This window comes from Arthrobacter tecti, assembly GCF_054511355.1.
Genome location: NZ_JBTNCT010000007.1, coordinates 23,262 through 41,105, shown reverse-complemented (window position 1 = coordinate 41,105; position 17,844 = coordinate 23,262). Strand labels below are relative to the sequence as shown.

Below are 17,844 nucleotides of genomic sequence, written 5' to 3'. Positions count from 1 at the left end.
TATCCTAGGCGGCTGACACTTTCGGGCGTCTAGATCGAGTACTCGGGGGCCGCCCAGACCACTACTTCAGGGTGCTCGTAGAACCGGTAGCCCTGTCCGCGAACAGTACGCACGGTGTTGGCCAGCCTGCCAAGCTTCGAGCGGAGGCGGCGAATGTGCACGTCGATGGTGCGCTCATTCGGCACCTCGTCGGCGTTGCGCCACAGTCCGCTGAGCAGCTCCTCGCGGCCTACTGTGCGGGACGCGTTCTCAACAAGGTAGTTCAGAAGCTCGAATTCCTTGAACGTCAGGTTCAGGATCTCGCCGTCCAGGTGCACCTCGCGGCGTGAGAGGTCAATCAGAACGCCGGTGGGCCGTGGTGTCGGAGCGGGAGTGGGCTGTTGCTCGGCACGCGGGCGGCGATTGACCGTGGGATCCCCCAGCGCTTGGCGAACGACGTCGATATCGGTCCCGACGGCGTCAGCAGGGGCCAGTGCGACTGCGGCGTGGCTCTGCGCATCCGGAACCAGCGTGCGCACGTATGCACGAACATCCTGTGCCAACTTGCTCAAAGTCGTGTCACTGGCGGCGGCGGTGTCTTCATCCAGCGCGACATACAGGACGAATCCGCGCGCGGTGGTGTCTCCGGTCACCGGCTGGGGGCCGGGGATCCCATTGGGAGTCACCACTGGAACCGGCGCCGTAATGGGCTGCGCATACTCCCCCTGGGTAGGCACGGATTGCAGCGGGCCGTAGCCTGCAGCGTAGGACGGTGCAGCTTGAGAGTACGCGGGGATTCCCGGGCGCTGGCCGTAGGCCTGGCGCTGGGCGTTGGCCCGGCTCTGCGCGTTGCGTAGGGAGATATGGACGTATCCGGAAGAAACGGTCATGTTTAAACAACCTCATGGTGAATCGCCGTCATCACGGCTCGAATGCAGGGGTGTGCCCGGTCGAGATGGAGCTTCTGTGGAGCCCGCCGTTGGGCTAGGAAATGCGTAACGGGATGGGGTAGGCCGCTACGCGCACATTCGACAGCAGCATGTCCCCGACGAGGGCGTGACGCCCCGGGAATAAGCTGCGGCTGCAGATGCTGCTGAGTTGGTGTTCACAATCCGAATTATTGCACGTAACAATCACTTACGCACAAGTAACAATGGTAAAGGGTCCGCATTCTGGACTTTCGAAGTGTTGGACACTCCGTTTCCCCACCCGTATTCAGAGCGAGAACCGGAGACGGATTGGCCACGGGCACTCGTTCGACCCGACAATTCGTCCAGTTTGTGAACCGGTTGCGTTACCGGCTTTCGGTCGCGCGACCGAATGGTGGACAGCCACTTCTAGCCGACGACGCCATACAGTCGATCGCCCGCATCACCGAGGCCCGGAACGATGTAGGCACGGTCGTCGAGCTTCTCGTCGATCGAGGCGAGCACGATTGTGACGTTTGTTCCGTCCAACTCCTGCTTCAGAGCCTCCAGACCCTCGGGTGCGGCGAGCAGGCAGATGCAGGTGACATCAGCTGCTCCTCGCCGGAAAAGGAACTTGATCGCTTCCCGCAGGGTGCCGCCGGTGGCGAGCATCGGGTCCAGAACGAAGACCTGGCGCCCCGTGAGGTCATCCGGCAGACGCTCGGCGTAGGTGATCGCTTCGAGGGTTTCCTCGTTGCGGGCCATTCCAAGGAAGCCGACCTCAGCGGTGGGAACCAGGCGGGTCATCCCCTCCAGCATTCCGAGCCCTGCACGAAGAATGGGCACGACCAGCGGCGTGGGCTTCACCAACCCGGTTCCGATGGTGGACGTCACGGGAGTCTGGATCTCCACCGGTTCAACCCGGACTTCACGCGTTGCCTCATAAGCGAGCAGCGTGACCAGCTCCTCCGTCAGCAACCGGAATACCGGTGACGGGGTGTTTTTATCCCGCAGAACCGTGAGTTTGTGGGACACAAGGGGATGGTCGACAACCAGTACGCGCATGGCTCAAAAGTATCATTGGCCCCATGCCCGCCTACCCTGCCGCCGCAGCACCGAACCACGCCGAATGGATGCAACTGGCTTTGCAGGCGGCCCGCCGCGCACTGGAGACGGAGGATGTGCCGATTGGCGCCGTCGTCGTCGGTCCTGATGGGGTGGTCCTGGGGACGGGCTGGAACGAGCGGGAGGCAACGGGTGACCCGACTGCGCATGCTGAAGTGCTCGCGATCCGCCGCGCTGCGGAGGCTGTGGGATCGTGGCGGCTGGAGGGCTGCACGCTGGTGGTCACCCTTGAGCCGTGCTCGATGTGCGCGGGAGCGAGCGTGCTGGCCCGCATCCCGCGTGTTATTTTCGGCGCGTGGGATGAGAAGGCAGGTGCTGCGGGGTCGGTGTTCGACATTCTCCGTGAACGGCGGCTGAATCACTGGACCGAAGTGTTTCCGGGAGTACTGGAAGCTGAGTGCGGGGCACTGTTGAGGGGCTTCTTCGAGGTTCGGCGCGACTGACGGGCGCCGGTCCCTGCTTTTCCCTCGTCGAGATAGTGCGTAGGCTTACTATTTCCGGTCCCCGATGGAAATGGAGCCAACCATGAACTCGCAAGAGGACGGCATGAAAGAACTGATCAAAATCGTGAAGGACGCGGACATCGCGATCCTGACCACTGTGAACGGGCAGGGCCAGCTGGTGAGCCGGCCGCTCGCGGTGCAGAAAACAGAGTTCGACGGCGACCTTTGGTTCTTCACGGAGGATCCCTCGCCGAAAGCGGACGAGATCCGGTCAAACCCGCAGGTCAACGTCTCCATCAGCAGCGGCAAGGGCTACCTGTCCATCGCCGGTACAGCCACGTTGACGAAGGAACGCGCCAAGGTTGATGAGCTGTGGAGTCCTTCAGTGAAGCCGTGGTTTGACGGCAAGGATGACCCTTCGATCGCGCTGATCAAGGTGGACGCCGACACCGCCGAGTACTGGTCCCTGGATACTCCGCGGGTGGTTGCGGCATTCAAGATCGCCAAGGGTATGGTCACCGGGGATCGCCCGGATCCCGGCAAGAACGACGTCGTCGACCTGTAGCCCGAACCCATTTTGGGTGGAGAGCGCCTCAGCCGGTAAAGTGTCAGCGTTGGTGACGTGTCCGAGCGGCCGAAGGTGCAACACTCGAAATGTTGTTTGGTGTAAAAGCCAACGTGGGTTCAAATCCCACCGTCACCGCCATAAGAGAAGGCGTCCAGTTCGTTGAATTAGCAGCGGTCTGGGCGCCTTTCTTGTTTCTGAGCACCTGATCCCGCGTGCACGGAGCCGGCGGAACCGTTCCGTTGACGCAGCGGTAGGTGGTTCGAGGCGGCCCCCTGTGCGCAGAGTCAGCGGATCCGTTGCATCAGTGCACGCGCGCCGCCGCGAAACTCGCAACGCCGCCCGGGCACTAGCGTTGACCCCATGGCATTACGCGCACTGACCGTCGGCCGGAAACACGAGTCCTGGGTGGCCGAGGGGATCACCCGGTACGAGAAGCGGCTCAAGAAACCGTTCGACCTCTCCTGGCAACTGATTCCACACTCCGCACGCGAGGGCGATGCCGCCCGCGACGAAGAATCCACCCGGCTCCTCGAACGCCTCACCGGGAAGAACGCCACCGACTACGTGATCCTCCTCGATGAACGCGGCAAAGCCGTCGACTCCCCCACCCTCGCGGCAAAACTTCAGCAACCGTTGGATACCTCGCGCAACATCACGCTCATCATCGGCGGAGCATACGGCGTGAACCAGGAAGTACACCAGCGGGCCGACTTCGTTTGGTCCTTGTCGCCGCTGGTTTTCCCGCACCAGCTGGTCCGGCTCATCCTCGCCGAACAGCTCTACCGATCCCAGGAAATTGCAGGGCGCCGCCCCTACCATCATGAGTAACCGGGCGACCGAGCCAAACTGTCGGCAGCAGCGAATACAGTAGGAGTAACGCACCGCTTCTACGCGGTGTAGAAGTTACGTGCAGTGTAGAAAATCCATGGGAGGAGGAGACCGATGAGCAGCTTCGGCACCCACGCGCGTATAGTGCGCGCGGTGGCGACCGCCGTCGTCGTCTTCTTCCTTGCCGCCGGTGCCCACCTTGCCGGCGGTGCCGCCCTTCCCAGCCCGCTGATTCTCGCTGCGCTGGCCGCGGCGACCCTGCTCGGAGTCACCGTCCTCTCACGCAAGAAACTCTCGCTACCTGCGGTGCTCTGCGTTCTCGGCGCCGGCCAGGTGGTGCTGCACCAGGCCTTCACCACCCTTACGACGACGGCGGCGTGCGTCCCGGCCGCACGCGGCCACTTCGGCACGCAGCAGGTGCATTGCGCATCATCGGCCGCGGTGGAGCACTCCCACGCGTTCGCGGTATTCGACAGCCCGTTGATGTTCGCCGCGCACGCAGCCGCCGTGGCAGTCACCGCGCTGATGCTGTATCACGGCGAAACCGCTCTGCTCCTGGCGCTGCGCTGGTTCCGGCCGCTGGCCACCCTCCCCCGCCTCGCAACGTTCCTGCCCCTTGCCGACCTCCCGCTCATCCCTGCGGCACCGGCGGTGAACTACCTCGAACCCCTGCTGAACACAAGACCCCTTCGCGGTCCACCCCTGATTACCTCTCACTAATCCATACCGGCACTCACGCCAGCGCTTATGCCAGCGCATTTTTCACAACCTTTGAGAGGTAACACCATGAAGACTTCAGTTCGTCGTACCCTTACTGCCGCCGTAGCAACCACCGGCCTGATGGGCCTTGGGCTTGCAGGCGCAGCCGCCCACGTGACCGTCAAGGCGGACACCACCGCCGCGGGAGCCTACGCAAACCTGACCGTGGCGTTCTCGCATGGCTGCGACGCCTCGCCCACCAACAAGCTCACCATCTCACTACCCGAACCGCTCGTTGACGCCAAGCCGGAGATCATCCCGGGTTGGAAGGTCGAGAAGGTGACGGAAACCCTTGACGAGCCGTTGACGCTCGACAACGGATCCAGCGTGACCGAGCGCGTCGGCCAGATCGTGTACACAGCCGAAACGCCTGTGGAGGACGGCTACCTGCAGAAGATGGATATCTCCGTCAAACTGCCGGAAGGCGAGGGCGAAACGCTCGCGTTCCCCGTCCTGCAGAGCTGCGTCGAGGGTGAAACCGACTGGGCGCAGATTCCAGCCGAAGGCGAGGATCCGCACAGCCTTGAAGCGCCGGCTCCGACCATCACGCTGACCGGAGCCGAGGAAGGTCACGGCGGGGAGGCCGCTGATGAGGAGACCGCTGAGGCGGCCAACCTTGAGAGCGCGTCCGCCAGCAGCGACACCTCCGGCTCCGCAGCTGCCGGCTACGTGGGCCTTGGCGCAGGCCTGCTTGGGCTCATCGCCGGTGTAACTGCGCTGATTCGCACCCGCAGGGCGAAGGCCTAGCCAGATAACAATCCCTGCGTCAATCCGCCGCGCACCGTCGCGGCTGATTGACGCAGGGAATCTCCCGCATAAGGGTGGAGCCATGACCACCCGCACACACGCGCCCCTCTGGCTGTCCGCCGCCGTCGTCGTTGGATCCCTCACGCTTGCCGGTTGCGCCGGCAGTGACCCTGCGGAAGAGCAGACAAACCCGCCGTCGTCGTCCGCCGCTGAGGAGACCACGGAGGCGACCTCCTCCGCACCGGAGCCCTCGAACTCGGCCTCCACGGAACCCACCGAAACCAGCGAGCCCACGGAGTCCGCCAGCCCGAGCCCGACCGCGACCGTCGCCGACGGCGTCTGCACCGCCGACATGCTGGATGCCGTCCTTGAAACTGAGATGGGCGGGGGTGCGGCCGGAAGCGTCTACCGGCAACTGATCTTCACAAACGTCTCCGACGAGGAGTGCGAAATCACCGGGTACCCGGGTGTGTCTTATGTCGATGCCGACGGCAACCAGGTGGGCGCCCCGGCAGAACGCGCTTCGGGCGAATCCCAGGAGGTCATACTGGCCCCCGGAACATCCGCAATTGCACCCCTGCAGCAGACCCGCGCGGAGAACTACGGTGCCCAGTGCGAGTTGACCGACACCGTTGGGCTACGGGTTTACCCTCCCAATGACACCGCTTCGCTGATTGTCGATCAGACCGCCACAGCCTGCGCATCGACAGACATTGTCCTCATGACGGTGAGCCCCACGCAGCCACTCGCGCCGCAGTAGAAGCTACTTCACCGCACCATCCGGTCCTCCTCCTACCCCTCTGACAGAATGTCAGAGGGGTAGGAGATGATGAAGCGATGACATCGGTGCTGGAGAAATTCACGCCCGCCACTGGCCAGTGGTTCGCGGGCGCTTTCTCTGCGCCCACGCCTGCCCAGGAAGGTGCGTGGAACGCTGTTTCGGCTGGGGCGCACGCCTTGGTGGTGGCGCCCACCGGATCAGGCAAAACGCTCGCCGCTTTCCTGTGGGCACTGGACAGTTTCATCGCCCGGCCGGTTCAGGGCAAGCGTTCCACCAGGGTCCTGTACATCTCGCCATTGAAGGCGCTCGGCGTCGATGTGGAGCGGAACCTACGGGCGCCGCTGATCGGCATCACCCAGACCGCCAAACGGTTGGACCTTCCGGCACCATCGGTCACGGTGGGGGTCCGTTCCGGCGACACCCCGCAGGCCGAGCGCCGTGCCCTCCTGACCCGCCCGCCGGACATCCTGATCACCACCCCTGAGTCGCTGTTCCTCATGCTTACCTCCCGTGCGCGGGAAACCCTGGCAGAGGTGGACACCGTGATCGTCGATGAGGTCCATGCGGTCGCCGGCACCAAACGCGGCGCACACCTGGCAGTCTCGCTGGCTCGTCTGGACGCGCTGCTGGACAGGCCCGTGCAGCGGATCGGTCTCTCCGCGACGGTCGAGCCGAAGGAGACAGTGGCCCGGTTTCTCGCCGGAGATGCGCCGGTGGAGATCGTCGCGCCGCCGTCGAAGAAGTCCTGGGACCTCACGGTTACTGTCCCTGTGGAGGACATGACGGAGCTTGGCGGGGCGCCCGCCACGGACGACGACGACGGCGCCGCCTCCCCCCAGCCAAGCATCTGGCCGCATGTGGAGGAGAAGATCGTTGACCTGATCGAGACCAAGCGGTCCACGATCGTCTTCGCGAACTCCCGCCGCCTCGCCGAGAGGCTGACTGCCCGCCTGAACGAAATTCACGCCGAACGCCAGGAGGCGGCAACCTTCTGGGAGAGCCAAGATGCCGCGGCACCAACGGAAATCCCCAGCACAAGCGAACCTAACCGCACCCCGGCCGAAATGATGGCGCAGGCCGGGCAGACCGAGGGCGCCGAACCCTTGCTCGCGCGGGCCCATCATGGTTCTGTCTCCAAGGATCAGCGGGCGTTGATCGAGGATGATCTGAAGTCGGGGCGGCTGCGGTGTGTGGTCGCGACGTCGTCGTTGGAACTGGGCATCGACATGGGAGCGGTGGACCTGGTGATCCAGGTGGAGTCACCGCACTCGGTGGCGAGCGGGCTGCAGCGGGTGGGCCGCGCGGGTCACCAGGTGGGCGAGGTCTCGGAGGGTGTGCTCTTCCCGAAGCATCGCGGGGACCTGGTGAATACGGCCGTCACCGTTGAGCGGATGCTCGCCGGGCAGATCGAGCCGCTGTACATTCCTACGAATCCGCTGGACATCCTCGCGCAGCAGACCGTGGCCGCAGCAGCCCTGGGGACGATCGATGTGGAGGAGTGGTTTGATGTCGTCCGCAAGTCCGCGCCGTTCGCCACACTTCCGCGTTCCGCATTCGAGGCGACGCTGGACCTGCTCGCCGGCCGGTACCCCTCGGATGAGTTCGCGGAGCTGCGTCCCCGCATCATCTGGGACCGGGTCGAGGGAACCATCACTGGTAGGCCCGGGGCACAGCGGCTCGCGGTGACCTCGGGTGGAACCATCCCGGACCGCGGACTGTTCGGCGTGTATCTCGTCGGCTCGGAGGACGCCGGCAACCGCGGCGGCAGGCGGGTGGGCGAACTCGACGAGGAGATGGTCTACGAGTCGAGGGTCGGCGACATCTTCGCCCTGGGCGCCACCAGCTGGCGGATTGAGGACATCACGCATGACCGGGTGCTTGTCTCCCCTGCCTTCGGTCAACCCGGGAAACTTCCCTTCTGGAAGGGTGATTCGCTGGGCCGGCCGGTGGAACTCGGGAGGGCGCTGGGCGGCTTCGTGCGCGAACTTTCTAACGCTTCCGATGAAGACGCCTTGGCACGGACACGCGCCAGTGGACTGGACGAATGGGCCGCCGGGAATCTTCTGGCGTATCTGCGCGAACAGCAGCAGGCAACCGAGGCGGTCCCGAGTGACCGCACCCTGGTGGTGGAACGGTTCCATGATGAGCTCGGCGACTGGCGGGTAGTCCTCCACAGCCCCTTCGGCATGCCCGTCCACGCGCCGTGGGCGCTGGCTGTCGGCGCCCGGCTTGAACAGCGGTACGGGATGGACGGCTCTGCGATGGCGTCCGACGACGGCATTGTGCTCCGGGTTCCGCTGATGGAGGACGAACCGCCCGGCGCGGAGTTGTTCCTGTTCGACCCTGAGGAACTGGACGGCATAGTGACGGCCCAGGTGGGTGGATCGGCGCTGTTTGCATCGCGGTTCCGTGAGTGCGCGGCGCGTGCCCTCCTCCTGCCGCGGCAGAACCCGTCGAAACGCAGCCCGCTCTGGCAGCAACGGCAGCGCTCCGCCCAACTGTTGGACGTCGCCCGCAAATTTCCAACGTTCCCGATCATCCTCGAGACCGTCCGGGAATGCCTGCAGGACGTCTATGACCTGCCTGCGCTGAAGGACATCGCGGGCCAGATCGAGCGGCGCGAACTCAGGATCGTTGAGACCACTACCCCGCAGCCCTCCCCCTTCGCGCGCACCATGCTGTTCGGCTACGTTGCGTCCTTCCTGTATGAGGGGGATTCGCCGCTCGCTGAACGGCGGGCGGCCGCCCTCTCGCTCGACCCGACCCTCCTGAATGAACTCCTCGGCCGCGCCGAACTGCGCGAACTGCTCGACGCCGGCGTCATCGCCGAAACTGAACAGGAACTCCAGCGGCTCGCACCGGACCGCAAGGCCCGGGGGCTTGAGGGCGTTGCCGACCTGTTGAGGCTGCTGGGCCCCCTCACAGCAGCGGAGATCGGTGAGCGGTCAGAGGAGCCCGAAGGGGTCAATGACTTCGTGGACGCCCTGGTCAAGGCCAATCGCGCCCTCCGCGTGAACATCGCGGGAGAAGAGAGGATCGCTCCTGTCGAGGATGCCGCCCGGCTCCGCGACGCCCTGGGAGTGCCGTTGCCCATGGGCGTTCCACTCGCATTCATCGAACCGGCCCCGGATCCGCTGGGCGACCTCGTCGGCCGCTACGCGCGCACCCACGGCCCCTTCACCGCCCCTGAGGCTGCGGCCCGGCTGGGACTCGGTGTCGCCGTCGTCGTTACCGCCCTGAAGCGCCTCGCTACCGACGGCCGCGTGGTGGAGGGCGAGTTCCGGCCCAGCGAGGCCTCCCCAACTCATGAACCGGCTTCGAGCGAATGGTGCGATGTCGAGGTGCTCCGGCGGCTTCGGCGTCGTTCACTGGCAGCGCTTCGGCACGAGGTTGAACCCGTTGACCCGGCAGCGTACGGGCGGTTCCTGCCCGCGTGGCAGCACGTAGGTTCCGGGCTTCGCGGGCTCGACGGCGTGGCCACCGTGATTGACCAACTCTCCGGCGTGCCCATTCCTGCCTCAGCGTGGGAGCCGTTGATCCTGCGCTCGCGGGTGTCCAATTATGCGCCGGCCATGCTCGATGAGCTCGCGGCGACCGGCGAAGTGATCTGGTCCGGTGCCGGATCGCTGCCCGGCAACGACGGCTGGATTTCGCTGCATCTGGCCGAGAACGCGCCGCTGACGCTGCAGCCCGACCCGGCATTCGAGCCCAGCGCCCTGCAGCAGGAGCTTCTCGACCTGCTCTCGGGCGGCGGTGCCTACTTCTTCCGGCAGCTTGTGCAGGGACTCACCAACACAGGGCAGCCATCCGACCCGGCGGTGACCGCCGCCCTCTGGGACCTCGTGTGGGCAGGCAGGATCGGTAATGACACGTTCACCCCCGTGCGTGCACTGCTCGCCGGCGGCAAAACCGCGCACAAACAGCGCACGCCTACTCCGCGCGCGCGGACCGCGCGCATGGGAAGACTCGGCAGGGCGCCGTCGCTGACCGGCCGCAGCATGCGCGCGGGCGGCCTGTCCGGCGAGAACGACGGCGGCACCTCCGGCTACCAGCGGAGCACTCCTCCACAGGTAGCAGGTCGATGGTCGCTGCTCCCAGCGGCCGAGAAGGACACCACCATCCACGCCCACGCCACCGCGGAACTGCTCATGGACCGCTACGGCGTCCTCACCAGGGGGTCAGTTGCAAGCGAGGGCATCCCCGGCGGATTCGGGCTCATGTACAAGGTGCTTTCCCGGCTGGAGGAGATGGGCCGGTGCCGCCGCGGGTATTTCATCGAGCACCTCGGTGCCGCGCAGTTCGCAGTGCCCTCAACCGTGGACCGGTTACGCTCCTTCAGCGCTGACGCGCGGCCGGACACCGGCATGGATAAGCCGCCCACCGCCGTCGCACTCGCGGCAACTGACCCGGCCAATCCGTTCGGTGCGGCGCTGGGCTGGCCGCAACACGACGGCGGACACCGTCCCGGTCGGAAGGCCGGAGCCCTGGTGGTGTTGGTTGAGGGCATGCTCGCGCTCTACGTGGAGCGCGGCGGCAAGACCATGCTCACCTATACCGAGGACGCCCGCGCACTGGCAGCCGCAGCGGAGGCACTCGTGGCAGCGATCAGACGCGGGGCGGCAGACAAGATGGCCGTCGAGAAGATCAACGGCGAACCGGCCCTGGACTCCGAGCCGGGACGCGCCCTGGCCGCAGCCGGTTTCTACACCACGCCGCGGGGACTGAGGATCCGTGCCTGAGGGAGATACCGTCTGGCGTGCGGCCCGCGACCTGGACAGGGCGTTGAGGGACCAGGAACTGACCCGCTGCGACATCCGCGTCCCCCGCTACGCCACCGTGGACTTCACGGGTAAAACGGTGCGCAACGTCGTCGCGCGCGGAAAACACCTGTTGATCCGTGTGGAGGATGAGTGGACCATCCACTCGCACCTCAAGATGGAAGGCCTGTGGCACGTCTACCCGAAGGGCGGCCGATGGCGCAGGCCCGCGTTCAAGGCACGCTGCGTCCTGGAAACCGCCGCAAAGTCAGTGGTCGGGTTCGAACTGGGCTTCCTCCGGGTGATCGCGCAGCAGGAAGAGGACGACGCCGTCGGCTACCTGGGGCCGGACCTGCTGGGACCGGATTGGGATTCCGAGGAGGCGCTGCGAAGGCTCCGAGCGGACCCTGAGCGGCCGATCGGGCTCGCCCTGCTGGATCAGCGGAACCTCGCGGGAATCGGTAACGTTTACCGGTGCGAGCTGTGCTTCCTGGCCGGCGAGCACCCGCTCACACCGGTCGGCGAGATCAAGAACCTGCCGCGGATGGTGGAACTCGCGCATCGTCTGTTGGAAACGAACAAGGACCGCTTGACGCGGGTGACAACCGGTAACCTGCTCCGCGACCCACTATGGGTGTACGGGCGCACCGACCGCGGTTGCCTGCGCTGCGGAACGCGGATCATCCGCAGCGAACTGGGTGACAACGAGCTGGAACAGCGCGTGCTCTACCACTGCCCGCACTGCCAACCGGCGAAAGTCACCGCGTGAACCGGCCGCCCGTCCCGCCGCCCATAAGAGCCCGCCCGTCCGCCACCATCCGCCCGTCCGCCACTACCCGAGGGAGATCATGAGCTGGTTCAGCATGCTCCCGGGTTTCCTCCTCGCGGTGCTCCTGCTGCTCGGCCCGGGTCTCGTGTGGGGCGGTGTCCTGGGACTGCGCCGCCTCACCCTGCTGGCCCTCGCCGGGCCACTGAGCGTGACCGCCGTCGTCGTCGCCGCCGAAGCCGCTTCGCTGATCGGAGTGCGCTGGTCGCTGGTGCCGGTGATCGGTGTGACGGCTGCGGTTGGATTGGTGCTGTGGCTCGTCCGGCGGCGGTACGGGGCATCGCTGGCCATGGATCCCGGCGGCTCCACGCGGTGGGCGCTGATCGCGTGGGTGGCTGCCGCTGTGCCGGTTGGCGCGATCATGCTCTGGATCTTCGGCGATCCGCAGAACATCGCCCAGTCCCACGACAACATCTTCCACCTGAACGCGCTGCGCTACATCGCCGAAACATCGAACGCCTCCTCCCTTGAACTGGGGTATCTGGGTACCCGGGCGCCAACCTTCTATCCGGCCGGCTGGCACGCTGTCGTGTCAGTGGCAATCACTGCCTCGGGCCTCTCCATTCCGGCGGCCATCAACGTAGTCAACCTGGCGATCATCACGGTCATCTGGAGTACCGGCTGCCTCTTCCTGGTCACCAGGGTCACCGGTGAGCGCCGCACCGCCCTGCTCATCACGGCCGTACTCACCGGCGCCTACAGCAGCTTCCCCTACCTGCTGCTCGAATTCGGTGTTGTCTACCCGTTCATGCTTTCGATCGCACTGCTACCGGCGGTGCTCGGACTTGTAATCCAGCTGATGAGGGTCGGAGCGCCGCTGCGAACGACGACGGCGGGAAACCTCCTCCTGCTTTTCGGCGTACTTCCCGGTCTGGCTTTGGCGCACCCCGCCTCCCTGGTGGGTGCACTCGGGCTGAGTGTTCCGATGGTGATCGCCGCCGCGTATGCCCGGCTGCGCAGGGGAACTGCACCCGCCTGGCGCACCCTGGTACCCACAGCGCTGTTCATCATTGCATTAGCCGTCGCGTGGATGCAGTTGCGTCCCTCCCGGGCAAGTTCGGATAACTGGGATGACCTCGGTGACGCCGGCCGTGCCCTGGTGGATGTCATCTTCCATTCACCGCTCTACCGGCCGGTAGCAGTCCTGGCGACGGTCCTGACCCTGGTGGGCGCCGGCGTCGTTCTCTATCGGAAGCGGCACCGGTGGGCCCTCGCGCTGTACGGTCTGGCGGCAATGCTGTTTGTGGTGGCGAACTGGAGGCAGGCTCCGGATCTTCGCTGGATAATTGCCGGTGTCTGGTACAACGATTTCTTCAGGATCAGTGCCATGCTTCCGGTCGCGGGCATCGTGATCGCGGCAATCGGCGGAGTCGCACTGGTGGATACGGCTTTACGTCAACCGCGTGCGAGGCAATTCCTGCGTGGGGGGAGCGGGCGCCGGCGGCCGGCCGTGGTCGTCGTCGTACTGGTTTTGGCGGGCATTGCGGGGGCCCCGGTCAACGCCGTAGTCATAGGGGCGCAGGAAGCTGCTGCTAAGTACCGGTTCACGCCGGAGTCGGAGCTGCTGACCGATGACGAGCTGGCACTAATCCGGCGCTTGCCGCGATCCGTCGAACCCGGGGCAAAGATGATTGGGGTGCCGCTGACCGGCGCTTCCTTGTCCTACTCGTACACCGGCATCCCCACCCTCCTCCCCTACGGCGCCGATCCCGTCAACGAGGCCGGGAAGGTCCTGTTCGAATCGCTCGATGAGCTCACCACCAACGCCGCCGTGTGCCCGGCCTTGGAAGAGACCGGGGTTGGCTATGTGCTCGATTTCGGTACCGACTCCGTGCACCCTGGCGAGCGCGTCGTTGAGCCCGGGTTGCAGGAGCTGACAGCGGAGAATGGGTTTAAACTGATCGAGAGCGTTGGCGACGCCGCGCTGTACCGGATCACGGGCTGCGCAGGCGCACGTACCCTTAACGGGTGATGCAATCCCCGCTCCCCGTCCGTAACGGCGTGAACGCCACTCGGCTCAGGCTGCCGGCGGAAGGCCCCTGGAGCACCGCGCTTGAGTACATCCTGGACCGCTGGAACCACGTGGACCCAGAAGGAATTGCGGAACGCTTCGACCGGGGCGAGGTAGTTGCACTCGGTGGCGAGCGCCTCACACGCGAGACTCCACTCACTGACCACACGTTTATCTGGTACTACCGTGAACTGCCCATCGAGGAGCGGCTACCGGTCGAAACGAACATCCTGCACCAGGATGAAAACCTGCTGGTGGTGGACAAACCGCACTTCCTTCCGACGACGCCGGGAGGCAGGTACGTCGCGGAGTCGGCACTCGTGAGGCTGCGGGTTCAACTGGACCTGCCGGACCTCATTCCAATGCATCGCCTGGACCGCATGACCGCGGGCATCCTGATGTTCTCCACCAACCCCGCCACCCGCGGCGCCTACCAGCTATTGTTCGAGAACCGGCAGATCCGCAAGGAGTACGAGGCCGCGGCCCCCATAGACCCGTCCCTTCAGCTGGATACCCATCCCCGAACCGTCCATAGCCGCATCATCAAGTCCCGAACCTACCTGCTGGCCCAGGAAGTGGACGGCGAACCGAACGCCGAAACCCGAATAAGCCTCATTGGAGAGCGCGGCCGCGTGGGCCGCTACCGGCTACAGCCGCACACCGGCAAGACGCACCAACTGCGGCTGCACATGGCCGGGCTGGGACTGGGCATCCTGAACGATCCGTTCTACCCGGTACTGCAACCCCAGCAGGAGGACGACTACACCAAACCGCTGCAGCTCCTTGCACGGCACATCGAGTTCACTGATCCGCTGACGGGTAAGCCGGCGTCGTTCACCAGCCGCCTGGAACTCTCAGCGCTGGGATGAAGCTACCCGGAGAAACTGGCCCTGCCCATCGGCACCTCGGCCGCTGTAGATTGGGCTAGGTGGACTTCTCTGCCATCGCCGAGTGGTCGGTGCTGATTCACCCGGTCACCTTGCTCGTGGTGATCGCCGATGTCTTCGCGCCGGTAATGCCGTCGGAATTTCTGGTGATCGCTTCCGGATCGATGGCGTCCGAGGGTTCCGTTCTGCTCCCGGTCTCACTGCTGACGGCCGCTCTAGGCAGCTGGTTGGGTGACCTGATCCTGTTTCTGCTCTTCCGGAACCGGCTCACGCACTGGCTGGATCGCTTCCGTTGGGGCCGCGCCGTGCACCGGGGCATCCGTACCGCCGTCGACAAAGCAGGTAAGTCCCCCACCTACGCCGGGCTTGTTGCGCTCCGTTTCCTGCCAGGCGGGCGGACCGCGGGCGTCGCTGCGGCGGGAATTGCCAACGTGCCGCTTCGTCCTTTCCTGGCATTCGCTGCCGTCGGAGGCGTCCTCTGGTCTTTCTGGCTGGTGGGGCTCGGCTACATCTCCGACGTCACAACCGGCTTCCCGATGTGGGCCAGTGCACTCCTAGGGATGGGTGTAGGTACTCTGGTGGGACTGATCATTGCAGCGTTCTTCGCGCTCAAGCAGCGCCGGGAGGTCCGAAACACACATGAGCATGCCGACTCCGTCCAACCACCGGCTGCCCCAACCTCCACCCACGCCACCGAAGACGGACTCCCCGTCCAGCGACCAGAGCAGCGTCCTTGAACGGTTAAAGGCAGCCAGGCCAAAGGCAGCGGCGCCCATCGACGAAACCGGTTCAACCGGAACGACGACGACGACGCCCGCCAGGCAGGCGAGCCCACCCGCCGAAGCTGCGCCACAGGACGAACCCGCCGACACCACCCGCCAGGGTGATGGGCCCGGCGCTGTCCCTCACGGCGATCATTCGGGTACGCGGGAGTCTTCCGTCGGAAAACCCGGGGCCGGGTCGCTTTCTGCAGCGGAACGGGCAAAGAAGGCGAAGGCGGCGTCAGTTGCGGCGTCATCCTGGGTAGCGAAGTCCGGCAAGCAAACGGCGTCGTGGACTGCTACCACTAGCCGCAGCGCGGCAGCGAACGTGCGTTCCTGGCGGCCTGACCAGGTGCGACGCAACCTGGTGACCCTCGCGGTGATCGGAACTCTCGTTGGCACAGCCTCCGCTGTGGGCCTGTTCGGCGGACCGGAGATCCGTAATTCGGACCTCCTTGCGCCCGGGTTGAGCTTCGTATCCCCCAGCCTGTTCTCCCTGTACCTGTGGGCACTCATCGCGCTGGGAATGGTGGGGTACGCCGTTCACCAGTGGCTGCCCAGCCAGCTGGAGAGCCCCCGCCACCGTCGGCTGGGCTGGGTGGTAATCGCCTCGCTTCTGCTGAACCTTGGTCTCGCACTGTCCATCCAGGCCGATCTCTACGTCTTCAGTCTGGTGCTGCATGCACTGCTGCTCGGTGTGCTCCTGGTGTCGCTGCGCTGGCTCAATCGCTGGTCCGCTGCAACCCGGCTTGAGGGTGCCCTGGTAGACGTTCCGCTGGGGCTGTTCCTCGGGTGGATCGGCTTCACCGCTCTCAGTCACACGGCGGCGGTTCTAGCCCTCAATGACGTCACCTGGCTCACCGATGACGGATTCGTCTGGACCATGGTGGGGCTCGGCGTCGTCGTCATTGCCGGAAGTGCGATCTGCTCGATGGACCGTGGGCGAATCGCCGTCGCGTTGGCCGTGGTCTGGGGCATGGGGTGGATCATTGTGGAACGCCTCATCGGAGAGCCGCAGTCCATGCCCGTCGCCGCGATTACCGCGCTTGCCGTGTTCCTGATCCTTATCTCCGCGGGCTCACGCCGGCACCGCGTGGACCACTCGTACCGGCGTGCGCTTCGTGCACGGCAGACCGCGAACCTGCCGCCGATCGACCTCGCCGACGATGATGAGGACGACGACGAGTACTACGAGGACGAACGCCCGCGCTGACGAGGACCTCCTGGGCAGGATATCGCCCGGTCGATGGAGAGGCGATGCGTCAAAGGATCGCGGAGACTCCTGTGATGGCGCGTCCGGCGATGAGCGAGTTGATCTCGTAGGAGCCTTCGTAGGTATAGATGGCTTCGGCGTCGGCGAAGATCTTGGCCATGCCGAAGTCGGTCACGATTCCGTTCCCACCGAAGATCGACCGGCCGAGTGCCACCGTCTCGCGCATGAGCGACGACGTGTAGGACTTCGCGAGCGCTGCCTGCGCCATATCGGCCCCACCTTCGCTGTTGGGGGCCTCGTGCCGCGTGAGGTGCTCAGCCTCCTGAAGCTGCGCCACACGGGTCATCATGCCAAGGCTCGCGGTTGTATTGCCGAGCATCCGGACCAACTGTTCCTGTATGAGTTGGAAGCTCGCGATGGGCCGGCCGAACTGGTGACGTTCGACGGCGTAGGCTCGGGCGGCGTCGAACGCGGCGAGTTGTTGGCCTACCGCCTGCCACCCGACGAGGATGCGGGAGCCGCGCAGCAGTTGTTTCGTGTCGTTGAAGCTATTGATCCCGGCGAAGCGATCCGCTTCGGAAACCCGGACGTTCTCCAGCACAATGTCGGCGTTCTGCACTGTCCGCAGCGCGATTTTGTTCTCAATGACCGTGCGGGTGACCCCGGGCAGGTTCGCGTCGAGGATGAAGCCGCGTACCGCGCCGTCGTCCTTGTCCCTTGCCCACATCAGCATGTAGTTGCAGAAAGTGCCGTTCCCGATCCAGCGTTTGGCGCCGTTGAGGACCCAGGTGTCGCCGTCGCGGGTTGCCGTTGTTGCCATCCCGCCGGCCACGTCCGAGCCGTGCTGCGGTTCTGTCAGCGCAAAAGCACCCGTGATCGTGAGGTCCATGGCGTCCTGCAGCAGGCGGCTCTTCTGGTCCTCGGTCCCGAACTGATGCAGGGCTTCGACAAACAGATCGTGATGAACCATGAAGAATGTCGCCAGCGACGTGTCCGCACGGGTGAGTTCGGCAATGACCATGCCGCTGAAGAGATGGCTGTAGCCCTGCTGCACGGGAGTGCTGAGGTTGAGGGCTGCGAGTTTGGGCAGCACTTCCAGCGGAAATTCTGCACGGTTCCACCAGTCGGTGGCGTAGGGGATTACTTCCTTCGCCAGGAAATCGCGAACGTCCTGAAGCTTGGCCTGTTCGGCGTCGCTGAGCAGGGACTCGAATCCGTAGAAGTCTGCGGATGGGAGGCCGCTCTCCATTG

The 17,844-nt window shown here is 65.2% G+C and carries 15 protein-coding genes and 1 tRNA gene; 13 read left to right on the top strand and 3 right to left on the bottom strand.

What is annotated here, in order from left to right; genetic code table 11:
* Window positions 1-29: 29 nt before the first annotated feature.
* Both ACX80C_RS09995 and upp read right to left on the bottom strand, forming a co-directional pair.
* On the bottom strand, window positions 30-869 hold the full coding sequence (locus tag ACX80C_RS09995) for a winged helix-turn-helix domain-containing protein (RefSeq protein ID WP_459326320.1): 840 nt from the start codon (window positions 867-869) through the stop codon (window positions 30-32).
* Window positions 870-1,316: 447 nt separating this feature from the next.
* Window positions 1,317-1,952, bottom strand: coding sequence for a uracil phosphoribosyltransferase (upp, locus tag ACX80C_RS09990; protein ID WP_167990596.1), 636 nt, complete (start codon window positions 1,950-1,952; stop codon window positions 1,317-1,319).
* 23 nt (window positions 1,953-1,975) lie between these two features.
* Between upp and tadA the strand changes: the two genes are divergently transcribed.
* The 13 genes from tadA (at window position 1,976) to ACX80C_RS09925 (ending at window position 16,593) form a co-directional block, all read left to right on the top strand.
* Window positions 1,976-2,455 (top strand): tRNA adenosine(34) deaminase TadA, encoded by a 480-nt coding sequence (gene tadA / locus ACX80C_RS09985; RefSeq protein ID WP_459326319.1) that lies wholly within the window; start codon window positions 1,976-1,978, stop codon window positions 2,453-2,455.
* Window positions 2,456-2,537: 82 nt separating this feature from the next.
* The gene (locus ACX80C_RS09980; protein WP_459326318.1) at window positions 2,538-3,020 is read left to right on the top strand and encodes a pyridoxamine 5'-phosphate oxidase family protein; all 483 of its coding nucleotides are present in this window, start codon (window positions 2,538-2,540) and stop codon (window positions 3,018-3,020) included.
* 51 nt (window positions 3,021-3,071) lie between these two features.
* Window positions 3,072-3,161 (top strand) — tRNA-Ser (locus ACX80C_RS09975).
* 222 nt (window positions 3,162-3,383) lie between these two features.
* Complete coding sequence (locus tag ACX80C_RS09970; RefSeq protein WP_459326317.1) at window positions 3,384-3,851, top strand: 23S rRNA (pseudouridine(1915)-N(3))-methyltransferase RlmH; 468 nt, start codon at window positions 3,384-3,386, stop codon at window positions 3,849-3,851.
* 114 nt (window positions 3,852-3,965) lie between these two features.
* Complete coding sequence (locus ACX80C_RS09965) at window positions 3,966-4,571, top strand: hypothetical protein (RefSeq protein ID WP_459326316.1); 606 nt, start codon at window positions 3,966-3,968, stop codon at window positions 4,569-4,571.
* 66 nt (window positions 4,572-4,637) lie between these two features.
* A complete protein-coding gene (locus ACX80C_RS09960; protein ID WP_459326315.1) occupies window positions 4,638-5,357 on the top strand; it encodes a YcnI family copper-binding membrane protein in 720 nt (239 codons plus the stop codon).
* Between the two features lie 82 nt (window positions 5,358-5,439).
* Window positions 5,440-6,117 (top strand): DUF4232 domain-containing protein, encoded by a 678-nt coding sequence (locus ACX80C_RS09955; RefSeq protein WP_459326314.1) that lies wholly within the window; start codon window positions 5,440-5,442, stop codon window positions 6,115-6,117.
* A gap of 77 nt (window positions 6,118-6,194) precedes the next feature.
* On the top strand, window positions 6,195-10,877 hold the full coding sequence (locus ACX80C_RS09950; protein ID WP_459326313.1) for an ATP-dependent helicase: 4,683 nt from the start codon (window positions 6,195-6,197) through the stop codon (window positions 10,875-10,877).
* On the top strand, window positions 10,870-11,664 hold the full coding sequence (locus ACX80C_RS09945) for a DNA-formamidopyrimidine glycosylase family protein (RefSeq protein ID WP_459326312.1): 795 nt from the start codon (window positions 10,870-10,872) through the stop codon (window positions 11,662-11,664). The genes ACX80C_RS09950 and ACX80C_RS09945 overlap by 8 nt, the downstream gene beginning before the upstream one ends.
* A 79-nt stretch (window positions 11,665-11,743) precedes the next feature.
* On the top strand, window positions 11,744-13,693 hold the full coding sequence (locus ACX80C_RS09940) for a DUF6541 family protein (RefSeq protein WP_459326311.1): 1,950 nt from the start codon (window positions 11,744-11,746) through the stop codon (window positions 13,691-13,693).
* Window positions 13,693-14,601 (top strand): RluA family pseudouridine synthase, encoded by a 909-nt coding sequence (locus ACX80C_RS09935; protein WP_459326407.1) that lies wholly within the window; start codon window positions 13,693-13,695, stop codon window positions 14,599-14,601. Before ACX80C_RS09940 ends, ACX80C_RS09935 begins: the two co-directional genes overlap by 1 nt.
* A gap of 59 nt (window positions 14,602-14,660) precedes the next feature.
* Entirely contained in the window at window positions 14,661-15,356 is a 696-nt protein-coding gene (locus ACX80C_RS09930) for a DedA family protein (protein ID WP_459326310.1), read from the top strand.
* Window positions 15,259-16,593 carry a hypothetical protein gene (locus ACX80C_RS09925; RefSeq protein ID WP_459326309.1) on the top strand — a complete coding sequence of 445 codons (1,335 nt, stop codon included), beginning with the start codon at window positions 15,259-15,261 and terminating at the stop codon, window positions 16,591-16,593. The genes ACX80C_RS09930 and ACX80C_RS09925 overlap by 98 nt, the downstream gene beginning before the upstream one ends.
* A 49-nt stretch (window positions 16,594-16,642) precedes the next feature.
* Here the strand turns inward: ACX80C_RS09925 and ACX80C_RS09920 are convergent, their stop codons facing one another.
* Window positions 16,643-17,842 (bottom strand): acyl-CoA dehydrogenase family protein, encoded by a 1,200-nt coding sequence (locus tag ACX80C_RS09920; RefSeq protein WP_459326308.1) that lies wholly within the window; start codon window positions 17,840-17,842, stop codon window positions 16,643-16,645.
* Window positions 17,843-17,844: the final 2 nt, after the last annotated feature.

Excerpts from the sequence above, each read along its gene's own strand:
- ACX80C_RS09995 (WP_459326320.1), bottom strand. The coding sequence starts at position 869 with ATGACCGTTTCTTCCGGATACGTCCATATCTCCCTACGCAACGCGCAG.
- upp (WP_167990596.1), bottom strand. The coding sequence starts at position 1,952 with ATGCGCGTACTGGTTGTCGACCATCCCCTTGTGTCCCACAAACTCACG.
- tadA (WP_459326319.1), top strand. The coding sequence starts at position 1,976 with ATGCCCGCCTACCCTGCCGCCGCAGCACCGAACCACGCCGAATGGATG.
- ACX80C_RS09980 (WP_459326318.1), top strand. The coding sequence starts at position 2,538 with ATGAACTCGCAAGAGGACGGCATGAAAGAACTGATCAAAATCGTGAAG.
- ACX80C_RS09970 (WP_459326317.1), top strand. The coding sequence starts at position 3,384 with ATGGCATTACGCGCACTGACCGTCGGCCGGAAACACGAGTCCTGGGTG.
- ACX80C_RS09965 (WP_459326316.1), top strand. The coding sequence starts at position 3,966 with ATGAGCAGCTTCGGCACCCACGCGCGTATAGTGCGCGCGGTGGCGACC.
- ACX80C_RS09960 (WP_459326315.1), top strand. The coding sequence starts at position 4,638 with ATGAAGACTTCAGTTCGTCGTACCCTTACTGCCGCCGTAGCAACCACC.
- ACX80C_RS09955 (WP_459326314.1), top strand. The coding sequence starts at position 5,440 with ATGACCACCCGCACACACGCGCCCCTCTGGCTGTCCGCCGCCGTCGTC.
- ACX80C_RS09950 (WP_459326313.1), top strand. The coding sequence starts at position 6,195 with ATGACATCGGTGCTGGAGAAATTCACGCCCGCCACTGGCCAGTGGTTC.
- ACX80C_RS09940 (WP_459326311.1), top strand. The coding sequence starts at position 11,744 with ATGAGCTGGTTCAGCATGCTCCCGGGTTTCCTCCTCGCGGTGCTCCTG.
- ACX80C_RS09935 (WP_459326407.1), top strand. The coding sequence starts at position 13,693 with ATGCAATCCCCGCTCCCCGTCCGTAACGGCGTGAACGCCACTCGGCTC.
- ACX80C_RS09925 (WP_459326309.1), top strand. The coding sequence starts at position 15,259 with ATGAGCATGCCGACTCCGTCCAACCACCGGCTGCCCCAACCTCCACCC.
- ACX80C_RS09920 (WP_459326308.1), bottom strand. The coding sequence starts at position 17,842 with ATGGAGAGCGGCCTCCCATCCGCAGACTTCTACGGATTCGAGTCCCTG.